Annotated in this window: 11 protein-coding genes; 6 read left to right on the top strand and 5 right to left on the bottom strand. The window is 74.1% G+C overall.

Features of this window, described 5'->3' with window-relative positions; genetic code table 11:
- Positions 1-5: 5 nt before the first annotated feature.
- Genes ACFZA0_RS13080 through ACFZA0_RS13070 form a run of 3 tightly spaced genes read left to right on the top strand, consistent with a single transcriptional unit; the run spans position 6 to position 2,943 of the window.
- Positions 6-1,592: an AMP-binding protein gene (locus ACFZA0_RS13080; RefSeq protein ID WP_391014898.1), complete on the top strand. Its 1,587-nt coding sequence runs from the start codon at positions 6-8 to the stop codon at positions 1,590-1,592.
- On the top strand, positions 1,589-2,323 hold the full coding sequence (locus ACFZA0_RS13075; protein WP_391014896.1) for an enoyl-CoA hydratase family protein: 735 nt from the start codon (positions 1,589-1,591) through the stop codon (positions 2,321-2,323). Before ACFZA0_RS13080 ends, ACFZA0_RS13075 begins: the two co-directional genes overlap by 4 nt.
- Positions 2,311-2,943, top strand: a complete 633-nt coding sequence (locus ACFZA0_RS13070) for a TetR family transcriptional regulator (RefSeq protein ID WP_391014894.1) — start codon at positions 2,311-2,313, stop codon at positions 2,941-2,943. The genes ACFZA0_RS13075 and ACFZA0_RS13070 overlap by 13 nt, the downstream gene beginning before the upstream one ends.
- A 56-nt stretch (positions 2,944-2,999) precedes the next feature.
- Here ACFZA0_RS13070 and ACFZA0_RS13065 read toward each other — a convergent pair whose 3' ends face one another.
- Complete coding sequence (locus tag ACFZA0_RS13065; protein WP_391014893.1) at positions 3,000-4,100, bottom strand: citrate synthase; 1,101 nt, start codon at positions 4,098-4,100, stop codon at positions 3,000-3,002.
- Positions 4,101-4,478: 378 nt separating this feature from the next.
- Between ACFZA0_RS13065 and pdxH the strand changes: the two genes are divergently transcribed.
- A complete protein-coding gene (gene pdxH / locus ACFZA0_RS13060; RefSeq protein WP_391015363.1) occupies positions 4,479-5,117 on the top strand; it encodes a pyridoxamine 5'-phosphate oxidase in 639 nt (212 codons plus the stop codon).
- Between the two features lie 324 nt (positions 5,118-5,441).
- On the opposite strand, the gene ACFZA0_RS13055 is transcribed toward pdxH, so the two are convergent.
- Together ACFZA0_RS13055 and ACFZA0_RS13050 are read right to left on the bottom strand one after the other, a co-directional pair.
- Positions 5,442-6,890 carry a PAS domain-containing protein gene (locus ACFZA0_RS13055; protein WP_391014891.1) on the bottom strand — a complete coding sequence of 483 codons (1,449 nt, stop codon included), beginning with the start codon at positions 6,888-6,890 and terminating at the stop codon, positions 5,442-5,444.
- A 202-nt stretch (positions 6,891-7,092) separates the two neighbouring features.
- Entirely contained in the window at positions 7,093-7,848 is a 756-nt protein-coding gene (locus ACFZA0_RS13050; RefSeq protein ID WP_391014889.1) for a sugar isomerase domain-containing protein, read from the bottom strand.
- A 337-nt stretch (positions 7,849-8,185) separates the two neighbouring features.
- Here ACFZA0_RS13050 and ACFZA0_RS13045 point away from each other — a divergent pair, with 337 nt between their 5' ends.
- Both ACFZA0_RS13045 and ACFZA0_RS13040 read left to right on the top strand, forming a co-directional pair.
- On the top strand, positions 8,186-8,878 hold the full coding sequence (locus ACFZA0_RS13045; protein ID WP_391014887.1) for an iron dependent repressor, metal binding and dimerization domain protein: 693 nt from the start codon (positions 8,186-8,188) through the stop codon (positions 8,876-8,878).
- A gap of 719 nt (positions 8,879-9,597) precedes the next feature.
- Positions 9,598-10,512 carry an alpha/beta fold hydrolase gene (locus tag ACFZA0_RS13040; protein ID WP_391014886.1) on the top strand — a complete coding sequence of 305 codons (915 nt, stop codon included), beginning with the start codon at positions 9,598-9,600 and terminating at the stop codon, positions 10,510-10,512.
- Between the two features lie 23 nt (positions 10,513-10,535).
- Here the strand turns inward: ACFZA0_RS13040 and ACFZA0_RS13035 are convergent, their stop codons facing one another.
- Together ACFZA0_RS13035 and ACFZA0_RS13030 are read right to left on the bottom strand one after the other, a co-directional pair.
- Entirely contained in the window at positions 10,536-12,200 is a 1,665-nt protein-coding gene (locus ACFZA0_RS13035) for a transporter (protein WP_391014884.1), read from the bottom strand.
- Entirely contained in the window at positions 12,197-12,988 is a 792-nt protein-coding gene (locus ACFZA0_RS13030) for an ATP-binding cassette domain-containing protein (RefSeq protein WP_391014882.1), read from the bottom strand. The genes ACFZA0_RS13035 and ACFZA0_RS13030 overlap by 4 nt, the downstream gene beginning before the upstream one ends.
- Between the last annotated feature and the right edge of the window lie 140 nt (positions 12,989-13,128).

Below are 13,128 nucleotides of genomic sequence, written 5' to 3'. Positions count from 1 at the left end.
GAACCGTGTTCCGCAGCGAGTACGCAGACGTCCCACCCATCGAACTGCCCATCCACGAGGCGGTCCTGGGCCGGGCCGCCGAATTCGGCGACACCCCGGCGCTCGTCGACGGCACCGACGGCACCACGCTCACGTACGCGCAGTTGGACACCTTCCACCGGAGGATCGCCGCCGGGCTGGCCGAGGCGGGACTGCGCAAGGGCGACGTGCTCGCCCTGCACAGCCCCAACACGGTCGCCTTCCCGCCCGCGTTCTACGCCGCGACCCGTGCGGGCGCCGCCGTCACCACGGTGCATCCGCTCGCCACGCCCGAGGAGTTCGCCAAGCAGCTCCGCGACTCCGGGGCCCGGTGGATCGTCACCGTCTCGCCGCTGCTCACGTCGGCCCGCCGCGCCGCCGAGATCGCGGGCGGCATCCAGGAGATCTTCGTCTGCGACAGCGCGCCCGGTCACCGCTCGCTGATCGACATGCTCGCCTCGACCGCGCCCGAGCCCGACGTCGACATCGACCCCGCCACCGACGTCGCCGCGCTGCCCTACTCCTCCGGCACCACCGGCACCCCCAAGGGCGTGATGCTCACCCACCGGCAGATCGCCACCAACCTCGCCCAGCTCGAACCGCTCGCCGACACGGGCCCCGGCGACCGGGTGCTGGCCGTCCTGCCCTTCTTCCACATCTACGGGCTGACCGCGCTGATGAACGGCCCGCTGCGCCGGGGCTCCACCGTCGTCGTGCTGCCGCGCTTCGAACTCGACACGTTTCTCGCGGCGATCGAGAAGCACCGCATCACCGACCTGTACGTGGCGCCGCCGATCGTCCTCGCCCTCGCCAAGCACCCGTCGGTCGCCGACCACGACCTCTCGTCGCTGCGGCACGTGCTCAGCGCCGCCGCCCCGCTGGACGCGGCGCTCGCGAAAGCCTGCGCCGAACGGCTCGGGCTGCCGCCCGTCGGCCAGGCGTACGGCATGACGGAACTGTCGCCCGGCACGCACATGGTCCCGCTGGACGCCACGGACGCGCCCGCCGGAACCGCGGGCAAGCTCCTGCCCGGCACCGAGATGCGCATCACCGCCCTGGACGGCTCGGGCAAGGACCTCGGCACCGGCGAGCCCGGCGAGATCCTCATCCGCGGCCCGCAGGTGATGAAGGGCTACCTCGGCAACCCGCGGGCGACCGCGGAGATGATCGACCCCGACGGCTGGCTGCACACCGGCGACGTCGGTCATGTCGACGCCGGCGGCTGGCTGTTCGTGGTCGACCGGGTCAAGGAGCTCATCAAGTACAAGGGCTTCCAGGTCGCACCGGCCGAACTCGAAGCACTGCTGCTCACCCATCCGTCGGTCGCCGACGCCGCCGTCGTGGGCGTCTACAACGAGGACAACAACGAGGTCCCGCACGCCTTCGTGGTCCGCCGGCCCACCGCGGACGCCCTCGGTGCGACGGAGGTCATGCTGTACGTCGCCGAACGCGTCGCCCCGTACAAGCGGGTCCGCGCGGTCACCTTCGTCGACGCCGTGCCGCGCGCGGCCTCCGGCAAGATCCTGCGCCGCGAACTCCGCGAGCGGCTGACCCGGGAGGCGGAGCAGGCATGAGCACGGTCGGCCGCAGCCACGAACGGGGGATCGAGACCCTGAGCCTCGACTCGCCCGGGACCCGCAACGCCCTGTCCGCCACGCTGGTCGACGCCCTCTCAGCCGCGCTCGCCGACTGCGCGAAGGACGACGACGTCCGCGCGGTGGTCCTGACCCACACCGGCAACACGTTCTGCGCGGGCGCGGACCTGCGCGACCCGCCCGCGCCCCCGTCCCTGGTCGCCCTGCTGAGGCAGGTGGTCGAGCTGCCGAAGCCGGTGGTGGCACGGGTGACGGGACACGTGCGCGCGGGCGGCCTGGGCCTGTTGGGCGCCTGCGACATCGCGATCGTCTCGGCCGGGGCGACGTTCGCCTTCACGGAGGTGCGCATCGGCGTCGCGCCCGCCGTCATCTCCCTGCCGCTGCTGCCCCGCGCCGATCCGCGCGCCCTGGGCCGCTACTACCTCACCGGCGAGCGCTTCGGCCCGGCCGAGGCGGTCCGCGCGGGGCTCGCGACCGACACCGGGGACGACGCCGACGCGGTACTGGCCCCCGTGCTCGACGGCCTGCGCCGCTCGGCCCCCGAGGGGCTGGCGGCCACCAAGCGACTCCTCACGGCTAGGGTTCTGGAGACCTTCGACCGCGACGCGGACGACCTGACCGCGCTCTCCGCCCGGCTGTTCGCCTCGGCACCGGCACGCGAGGGGATGACGGCCTTCCTGGAGAGACGGGACGCGGCATGGGTGGTGTGAACGCGGAGGAACGCGTGGGCGGCCGGACGGCGGGTGCGACCGACCGGGTGCCCAAGCAGGACCGCAGCCGCGCCACCCGGCAGCGGCTGCTGGCGGCGGCGGTCGCCTGCCTCGCCGAGCACGGCTGGGCGGGGTCGACGGTCCAGGTCGTGGCGGAACGGGCGGGCGTCTCGCGGGGCGCGGCCCAGCACCACTTCCCCACCCGCGAGGACCTGTTCACGGCGGCCGTCGAGTACGTCGCGGAGGAGCGCTCCACGATGCTGCGCGACCTCTTCCCGGACGGCGCCGGTGACCGCCGCGCGGTGGTGACGGCCATCGTGGACCTCTTCACGGGCCCGCTGTTCCGGGCCGCGCTGCACCTGTGGGTGGCGGCCTCGAACGAGGAGCAACTGGGCGGCCGCGTAACGGAGTTGGAGGCCAAGGTGGGCCGCGAGACGCACCGTATCGCGGTGGACCTGCTCGCGGCCGACGAGTCTCGGCCGGGGGTGCGCGAAACGGTCCAGGGCCTGCTGGACATGGCCCGGGGCCTGGGCCTCGCGAACCTGCTGACGGACGACGGCCCGCGCCGCGAACGGGTGGTCGCCCAGTGGGCGGGCCTGCTGGACGCGGCGCTGGACTGACGGCACACCGCTCGGGCCGGGGACGCGCGCGCCCCCGGCCCGGTGCCGCCCGCTCCTCAGTGCGCGATGTCCGCGTAGCCGTCGACGGCCTGCGGCCCCCGGGGCCCGGGGCCGACGTAGCGGGCGGACGGCCGCACCAGGCGCCCGGTGCGCTTCTGCTCCAGGACGTGCGCGGACCAGCCCGCCGTCCGGGCGCAGGTGAACATCGACGTGAACATGTGCGCCGGGACCTCCGCGAAGTCCAGCAGGATCGCCGCCCAGAACTCGACGTTCGTGGCGAGCACCCGGTCGGGCCGGCGGGCGTGCAGCTCCGCGAGGGCGGCCTTCTCCAGGGCCTCGGCGATCTCGTAGCGCGGGGCGCCCAGTTCGCGGGCCGTGCGGCGCAGGACGCGGGCCCGCGGGTCCTCCGCGCGGTACACGCGGTGGCCGAAGCCCATCAGGCGTTCGCCGCGGTCCAGCGCCTGCTTGACCCAGGCCTCGGCGTTCCCGGTGCGCTCGATCTCCTCGATCATGCCGAGCACCCGCGACGGCGCCCCGCCGTGCAGCGGGCCGGACATCGCGCCGACCGCGCCGGAGAGGGCGGCGGCCACGTCCGCGCCGGTCGAGGCGATGACGCGGGCGGTGAACGTGGAGGCGTTCATGCCGTGCTCGGCGGCGCTGGTCCAGTACGCGTCGACCGCGGCCACGTGCCGGGGGTCGGGCTCGCCGCGCCAGCGGATCATGAACCGCTCGGTGATCGAGTTCGCCTTGTCGATCTCGCGCTGCGGCACCATCGCGCTGCCCTGGCCGCGCGCCGACTGCGCGACGTACGACAGGGCCATGACGGCGGCGCGGGCCAGGTCGTTGCGGGCCTGCTCGGCGTCGATGTCCAGCAGGGGCTTCAGCCCCCACACCGGCGCGAGCATCGCGAGGGCGGACTGCACGTCCACGCGGATGTCGCCGGAGTGCACCGGGATCGGGAACGGCTCAGCGGGCGGCAGCCCGGGGTTGAACGCGCCGTCGACCAGCAGGCCCCAGACGTGGCCGAACGAGACGTGGCCGACCAGGTCCTCGATGTCGACGCCCCGGTACCGCAGGGCGCCGCCCTCCTTGTCCGGTTCGGCGATCTCCGTCTCGAACGCGACGACTCCTTCGAGTCCGGGTACGAAGTCGGACATCAGGCGGCTCCTCGTGACGTGGTGTGTGCGGCGGACGGTGGCTCCGGGGGCATGCTGCTCCGGGTCCGGAGCGGTCGCCCCGGTGCGGCTCCGCAACCGGAACGCCATCAGCACGATAACCCTGAGTGCCACCTTTGGGGAGAGTCCGCGGCACTCAGTGCCACGCCGGTCCCCGTGCGCCCCCGGCCGACCGTACGGCAGGATGACCGCGTGATGGACCGCACGCCCGACCACGCCCCCCGGCCCGGCTCCCCCGAGGGCCACGCACCCGAGCGGGTGCCCCCCGCGGCGGCCGCCGCCGAGACCGCCGCCGACTCCGTCGTGGCGCTCGCCGCGGCCCGCGCCCCCGCGCCGCCGGTGGCCGCCGACCCCGCCGCGATGCGCGAGCGCTACCGGGCCGAGGGACTCGACGAGGACGCGCTGGCCGCGCACCCGATGGCACAGTTCGCCCGCTGGTTCGAGCAGGCCGCGCAGGCCGCCGTACGGGGGCAGTTGCACGAGGCGAACGCGATGGTGGTCTCCACGGCGGACGCCGCGGGACGGCCCAGTTCACGCACCGTGCTGATGAAGGGCCACGACCCGGACGGCTTCGTCTTCTACACCAACTACGACTCCCGCAAGGGGCGCGAACTCGCGGCCAACCCGCACGTCGCGCTGCTCTTCCCCTGGCACCCGCTGGCCCGCCAGGTCCTGGTCACGGGCACCGCGCGCCGGGTTCCCCGGGACGAGACCGCGGCGTACTTCCGCAGCCGCCCGCACGGGTCGCAGCTCGGCGCGTGGGCCAGCGACCAGTCCGCGGTGGTCCCCTCGCGCGAGCAACTGGACACCGCCTACGCCGAGTTGAGTGCTCGCTACCCCGAGGGCTCCGAGGTTCCGGTGCCGCCCCACTGGGGCGGGTTCCGCGTCGTCCCGGAGACCGTGGAGTTCTGGCAGGGCAGGGACAACCGCCTGCACGACCGCCTGCGGTACACGGCCCGGCCCGACGGCACCTGGCTCGTGGAGCGGCTCAGCCCCTGAACGGGGGCCGGGAGACGGGAACGACCCGCGAGCTCGGGTCCCTCCGCGGTGCGGAGGAGCCGGCCGGACGTACCGGCGAGCTCGCGGGTCGGGTGACTGCTCTGGTCTGGGGCTGGCTGCGGACGTCTCGCGCCCGCTGGTCCGACACCGCACCGAGTGTGGTGGCGGGCCGCTAGCCCGCAGTCACCTCACGCGTCCGGTTTGCATACATCTCCGGAACCACCTCCCTTCCCGTGTACCGCACACCCTAGGAACCGGCCGGGCCCCGATCAACCCCTTTTTACGAGTCATGGAAATCGGACAGAGCGGAGCAGTCCGGGCGGCCTACCCCCGCTGCTCCCCGGCCGGGGTCGCGAGGTCCAGGGCCGCCGCGATCCGTACGGCCACGTCCTCGGCGTACGCCGCGTCCGTCCGCTCGAAGGCGCCGCGGCCCGCGCCGCGCAGGAACGTCACCACGCCGAGCGTCCGCCCCCGGCTGCGCAGCACCGCGCACAGCGCGTGCACCGCGTCCGGCGGCCACTGCCGGCTCAGCGCCCAGGCCCGCGACTGCTCCGGCGCCACCGACCCGGCGGAGACCCGTACCGAACCGGTGCGCTCCACGCACTGCACCGCCGGGTGCTCCTCGCCGTACCGCAGCGGCAGTCCCGCCTGGCCGGACAGCAGGCTCGGCCCCGGGGCACCGGAGGGAGTGGCGGCCACCCGGACCAGGCGCACCGGTCCGGCGGACGCCCCGCCGTCGGGCAGCGAGCCGCCGGCGACCCGGTCGACCAGGGCGTGGTCGGCGAACCCGGCGAGCGCGAAGTCCAGGTGCACGGCCGCCGCCTCGCGCGGGTCCTCGCACTCCGCGGCGGCACGGGCGGCGCGGTGGAGCTGGTTGGAGCGGAAGCGCAGCAGGGCCGCCTCCTGCTCGCTCTGCTTGGTCTCCGTCACGTCCTGGAACAGCCAGCCCACGCCCAGCGGAACGGGTTCCTCGGCGAGCGGGGAGGACAGCCGCAGGAAGCCGCTGCGCCAGCACCGGCGCTTCTCGCCCTCCGGTGTGCGCACGCCGACCCAGATCTCGGCCGGAGCGGGCGGCGCGCCCTCGGCGAGGACGTACGTCAGGGCGCTCTCCAGTTCCTCGACGCCCTGGGACAGCAGTTCGCCCAGCGGACGGCCGAGGACCGCGGTGCGGCCGGTGCTCAGGGCGCGGGCCGCGTGCGCGTTGACGACGGCGGGCCGCAGGTCCGCGTCGACGAGGACGACACCCCAGGCGGCGTCCTCGAACAGGGCCTCGCTCAGGGCGATGGACCGCTCCAGGTCGATCTGCGCGTGCACCTCGCTGAAGGCGCAGTACAGGCCGGCGGGCTTGCCGTCGGGGCCGCGCACGGCCGCGGACTGCGTCCGCACCAGGACCCGGCCGCCCTCCTTGGTCAGCAGCGCGAACTCGTGCACCTGCCGGCCCGGCGCGTGCATGGCCGCGAGCAGCCTGCTCTCGATCTCCTCGGCGTCGGCGCTGCGCACCGCCCACCCGGCGAACCCCCGGCGCCCGACGGCGTCCTCGGCGCTCCAGCCGAGGATGCGCTCGGCCTCGCGGTTCCAGTGGGTGACCACCCCGTCCGCGTCGAAGGCGCACAGCGCCGCGTCCATCCCGTCCAGCAGCGCGGCCAGCAGGTCCGAACTGCCGGGCCCCTCCGGTTCCTCCGGATCCACCGGTCCCTCCCGGTCCGTGCCACCGGGGCCGGGGTCGTCCGGCCCCAGCTCGTCGGTGGTCCCGCTACGCCTGGAAGCACTCACCCGGACCCCCCTGCAGGCCGCGCCGCACGTACACCGCGTCGGTTCGCTCTCGCTCACTGGCCATCATTCAACTCGAACGTGACACAGCGCACACGGGGTTCCCGCAAGATTGGGGGAATCGTTGCACCGGCGGGCGTTGCAGCGATATGCGCGCGCCCCGCGGTGCGCCCGTGCCCCGGTCCTGTGCCGGTCCCCCGGCGGGTCAGCGCTGGTAGAAGATCCGGTCCGCGTACTCCTTGAAAACGCGCCCGTTCCACTCGTGGCCGCCGTCGACGTTGCCGGAACGCAGCAGTGGCGGTTCGATGCCGCGGTCGGCGAGGAGTCCGGCGGCGGTGGCGGTGACCGCCTGGAGCAGCGCCGAGGTGACGACGGTCGAGGCGGGCGCGAAGGGCGCGGGGATGGTGTCCAGGGTGAGTTCGGCGTCGCCGATCGCGATCTTCGAGTCGAGGACGACGTCGCAGTGGTCCTTGAGGTACGTCCCCGAGGAGTGCCGGGAGCTGGTCTCCGCCGCGTACACGACCGACGTCACGCCGATCACCCGCACGCCGAGGGCGCGGGCGTTCATCGCCATCTCGACGGGCAGGGCGTTGCGGCCGGACAGGGACACGATCACGAGGGCGTCGCCCGCGCGCAGCGGCGAGGTGTCGATGACGGCGGCGGCGAGCCCGTCGACGCGTTCGAGCGCGGAGCCGAGCGTGGCGGGGACGACGTCCACGCCGACGGCGCCGGGCACCGCCAGCAGGTTCATCAGGGCGAGCCCGCCGGCCCGGTAGACCAGGTCCTGCGCGGCGAGGGACGAGTGGCCGGCCCCGAAGGCGAACAGGCGTCCGCCCTCGGCGACGGTGTCGGCGAGTAGAGTCCCGGCGGCCGTGACAGACTCGTCCTCCTCGTCGCGGACCCGCTGCAACAGCCCGATCGCGGCGTCGAAGAACTGCTCGGCCAGCTTGCGGTCGCTCATCGGCGAAGCCCCTTGGAGGTGTCGTCGTTCGAGGTGTCGGTGGAGCGCGGACCGGCGGTGGTGGGCCGCTCGTGCCGCCGATCACGGTGCGGTCCGGACCAATGGGATGTCAATACGGTCGGACGGTGTTGGTACGGGGGCGGACGTCGTCCGCCGGGGCCCGTGGGACACCAAGGACACCCGGTACGGGCCGGTCGCGGGCTCCCGCGACCGGATCGACGCAGCCGTTGCGCCGAGGAGGCACGCTTGTCGGCGGGATGCGTCAGAATTGAGTTCAGGGCCAGCACACGCGCCGGTGAGCCGTCAAGCTGCCGGCAGAGGTAATCAAGGGGCACGTATGTCCGGACTGATCGACACCACGGAGATGTATCTCCGCACCATCCTTGAGCTGGAAGAGGAAGGTGTGGTCCCCATGCGCGCCCGAATCGCCGAGCGGCTCGACCAGAGCGGCCCCACGGTGAGCCAGACGGTCGCGCGCATGGAGCGCGACGGCCTGGTGTCCGTGGCGAGCGACCGGCATCTGGAGCTCACGGACGAGGGCCGCCGCCTGGCCACGCGCGTGATGCGCAAGCACCGCCTCGCCGAGTGTCTGCTCGTCGACGTGATCGGCCTGGAGTGGGAGCAGGTGCACGCCGAGGCCTGCCGCTGGGAGCACGTGATGAGCGAGGCCGTCGAGCGCCGCGTTCTCGAACTGCTGCGCCACCCCACCGAGTCCCCGTACGGCAACCCGATCCCGGGTCTGGAGGAGCTGGGCGAGAAGGACGGCGCGGACCCGTTCCTCGACGACAGCATGGTCTCGCTCGCCGAGCTGAACCCGGGCGCCGAGGGCAAGACGGTCGTGGTCCGCCGGATCGGCGAGCCCATCCAGACGGACGCCCAGCTCATGTACACCCTGCGGCGGGCCGGCGTGCAGCCCGGCGAGGTCGTCAGCGTGACGGAGTCGGCCGGCGGGGTGCTCGTGGGCAGCAGCGGCGAGGCGGCCGAGCTGGACTCGGACGTCGCGGCGCACGTGTTCGTCGCCAAGCGCTGACCGCGCCCCCCTCGGCCCGACGGTCCGGTGATCCGACGGACCGTCAAATGTCTTTGTCCGCGCACGGGTTGGCGCGGGGCCGACGGGGCCGTGCGCCCGTCGAAGATTCTGTGTGCGGAATCGCAGCGCCGGGGCCGTTCGCGTGCCAGGCTGTCCCGTGAGGCATATGACCGAAGGAACTCCGGCCGCCCGACAGCGATGTCATCCGGTCGGGGAGGGGCGGGAGGATGTGCCGTGACGACTGTGCCGGCCGGGCGGGCCGTGCGGGCCCGCACGGCCGGAGAGAAGTGGAGGGCCCCGGCGCCTTGCGGCGCCGGGGCCTGTCCTCCCCTGTTCCGACCCGGAGCCCCGAGCTCTCAGGGTCGTCCCCTGCGGACCGTCTTCCCCGAGCGGCCCGCCTCCCGCTGAAAATCTCCCCGTGGCGGCGGCGATCATTCCCCGGACGCGGTCACTCGAACGAGGGGTGTTGTCGGCAGAGGCAGTATTTTCGAATACACATTCGATAATCTGCCGGTCGTGGGCCGCCCCGACGGTGGCACACGGCAGCGCGACCGACGGGAGCGGCAGCACCGGCGCGACGGCACGAGGCGCGTGACGCGGTACGCAACAGCAGCACACGGCAGGACGGCGGTGGCGCGAGGCGGGCGGGAGCGGTCCGAGCAGGACCGGCCGGCACCGCGCGACAGGCCGTCCCAGCGGAGCTTGGGGGTGCCAGGACCATGGCGCGGCGCATCGACGTGACCGGAGCGGGTGGCGTACGCCTGGCCGCCTGGGAGTTCACCGGCCCGCCCGGCCCGGAGGCGGCGGCCGGACTGCCGGAGCGACCGGGCCCCGAGGGTCCCGGCGGGACGGGGCCGTCCCCGGACGGCTCCGGTGTCCTGCTGCTGCACGGCCTGATGGGCCGTGCCTCGCACTGGGCGTCCACCGCCCGCTGGCTCTCCGCCCGGCACCGCGTGGTGGCCCTGGACCAGCGCGGCCACGGCCAGAGCGAGAAGCCCCCGTACGCCGCCTTCACCCGGGACGCCTACGTCGGCGACGTCGAGGCCGCCCTCGAACAGCTCGGTCTCGCCCCGGCCGTGCTCGTGGGCCACGCGATGGGCGCCCTGACCGCCTGGCAGGTCGCCGCCAAGCGGCCCGACCTGGTGCGCGCCCTGGTCGTCTGCGACATGCGCGCCAGTGCCCTCGGCGCCGCCTCGCAGCGCGAGTGGACGGACTGGTTCCGGTCCTGGCCGGTCCCGTTCGCCACGCTCGCCGACGTCCGCAAGTGGTTCGGCGAGGACGACCCCTGGGTGGAGCGACCGAGCCCCGCGCGCGGCGCCTTCTACGCCGACGTGATGCAGCGGGCGGCGGACGGCTGGCGTCCGGTCTTCGAACCCGAGCAGATGCTGGCCTCCCGGGCGACCTGGGTCTACGACGCGCACTGGGAGGAGCTGACCCAGGTCCAGTGCCCCACGCTCGTCGTGCGCGGCCTCGACGGCGCGCTCGGCCGGGCCGAGGCGCAGGAGATGGTCCGCGTGCTGCCCCGCGGCCAGTACGCGGAGGTGCAGGACGCGGGCCACCTGATGCACCTCGACCAGCCGGACGGCTGGCGCGCGGCGGTCGAGCCGTTCCTCGACGGAGTGCTCGCCACGTAGCCGGACCGGGCGGGCGGCGGGGCTCAGCCCCGGCTCACCGCCGCCAGGATCTCCGGCAGCCTGGCCGCCGTGCGCGGCGCGGCCATCCGCAGCCCGAGCACGGTCACGCCCGCGCCGTACGCGGCGCCCGCGGGCAGCAGCAGCCAGCTCCACGCGTCGCCGTCCGCGCTGACGTTCAGCCAGATCACCGCCGCGATCACGGGCGCGCACAGCAGGGCCGAGGAGACCATCCCGCCGAAGATCGCGATCCAGGCGAGCCCGGACTGGCCCGGGGCGACGTTCTTGTAGCCCTCCTGCGGGATCGAGTACGGGAAGCGGGCCGACGTCCACGCCCCGGTCGCCAGCATCGCGCCGAGCAGCGCGAGGGACAGGCCCAGCACCTCCGGCAGCCGCCCCCACTCACCGAGCAGCGCCGTCGTCAGCACGGTGACGAGCGTCGCGTACGGCAGGGTGATCGACAGCAACGCCAGTGCCCTGCCCCGCAGTTCGACGTACGCGTCGTGCGGCGAGGAGATCGTCATCGCGACCATCCAGAACGCGGACGTGTCCTGCCCGAACTGGTTGTACATCTGGATGCCGAGCATCCCCGCCGCGAAGCAGGAGAAGTACACCGAGCCGGCGCCCTGGATCGCGTTGAACACCGGCACCAGCACACCGATGGCCAGCGAGGTCACCCACGCCGCCTTGGTCTTCGGGTCGCGCCACACGTACCGCAGGGTGCGCTCCATGACCGTGCCGGTGCGCCCCGACGGCAGCAGCCGCGGGCGCCGGGACGAGGACCGCTCGCGGCCGGCCGGGCCGTCGGCCTGGAGCGTCGAACCGTCGGGCGCCGTCATCAGCTTGGTCAGGCTGCGCGCCCACAGGACGATGAGCACCGCCAACGTGGTCGCGCTGATGGCGAGTTGGGCGACGCCGGTGGCGTAATCGCCCTCGCTCACGGCGTGCACGGCGCCGACGGCCGAGGCCGGGGGCACCCAGCGCACCACGTCGCCGACCGGGTCGAGCTGGGACAGCCCGCTCGAACCGAGGCGCTGCGCACCGAAGTTGACGAGCTGCGCGCCGATCGCGACGACGAGGCCGCTGAGCACCGCGAGGTCGCGGCCCTTGCGGCTGCTCAGCAGGCGGATGTTGGCGGCGGCCACGGTACGGGCGAGCGCCACGCAGACCAGCAGCCCCAGCACGACGGCCACGACCGCGGTCGCGTACGCGGCCCCGCCGTGCGCCACCGCGATCACCGAACCCGCGTACAGGCACAGGGTGAACAGCGGACCGATGCCCACCAGCGACGCCACGAGCAGGGCGCGCACCAGCGGGCGCGGGCGCAGCGGGAGCATCACCAGGCGGGTCGGGTCGAGGGTCTCGTCGCCGCCGGGGAAGAACAGCGGCATCACGGCCCAGCCGAGCCCCACGACCGCGGCGAGCAGCACCGCGAGCGACTCGACGTGGGCGTGGCCGCGCAGCGCGATCAGGCCGAGCAGTTGCAGCGCCGCGAACAGCAGCACGACGACCGCGGTCGCCACGTACGCCGCCCGCCGGCCCGCCGACTGCCGCAGGCCGTTGCGCAGCAGCGACACCTTCAGCCGTACGAAGACCGGGGTGAGGGACGCGCCGGGCACCGACCGGTCCGTCGCCGGGGCCGGGCCGGGCAGCGGGGCGGTGCCCGGCGCGTCCGGTGCGGCGGCGCTCATCGGGCGCCGCCGCCCAGCCAGTCGAGGTCGGAGGCGGCGTCGCGGCCGCTCGCGCCGACGAGTTCGAGGAACGCCTGCTGGAGCGAGGGCGCGTCGCCGCGCACCTCGGCGAGCGGACCGTGCGCGCGGATGCGCCCGGCGGCCATCACCGCGACCCAGTCGCACAGCGACTCGACCAGTTCCATCACGTGGGAGGAGAAGACGACGGTCGCGCCGGAGGCGGTGTACCGCTCCAGCACCCCGCGGATGATCTGCGCGGAGACCGGGTCGACGCCCTCGAACGGCTCGTCCAGGAACACGATCTCGGGGTTGTGCAGCAGCGCGGCCGCCAGCCCGATCTTCTTGCGCATGCCGGTCGAGTAGTCGACGACGAGCTTGTGCTGGGCGCCCGCCAGGTCGAGGACGTCGAGGAGCTGGGTGGCCCGTCGGTCGACCTCGGCGCCGGGCATCCCCCTCAACCGGCCGTTGTAGGCGAGCAGTTCACGTCCCGACAGTCGCTCGAAGAGGCGAAGTCCCTCCGGCAGCACGCCGATCCGGGCCTTCACCTCGGCCGGGTCGCGCCACACGTCGTGGCCGACCACCTCGACCGTGCCCTGGTCGGGCCGGAGCAGTCCGGTGACCATCGAGAGCGTGGTGGTCTTTCCGGCGCCGTTCGGCCCGACGAGCCCGATGAACCGGCCCGCCGGCAGCTCCAGATCCACCCCCGCGACGGCGATCTGCTGCCCGAACCGTTTCCACAGTCCCCGCACCCTTACGGCCGCTGCGTCCACCGTTGCTCCCTCCGTCATACCAGCACCCTACGGCGCGTGCCGCGCGGACCGGCGGGAGATCGTACGGAGCCGGCCCGCGCCCGGACGGCCGCGGCGGGGAGGCGGCGGGCCGTACGGTGCGCGGGCCGGGGGGAGGCGTGACCGTACGTCCGCGGCGT

Source organism: Streptomyces sp. NPDC008150 (genome assembly GCF_042956945.1).
In the GTDB taxonomy this organism is placed as follows: domain Bacteria; phylum Actinomycetota; class Actinomycetes; order Streptomycetales; family Streptomycetaceae; genus Streptomyces.
The sequence above is the reverse complement of the archived record's forward strand: the minus strand, read 5'-3'. Positions and strand labels throughout refer to the sequence as shown.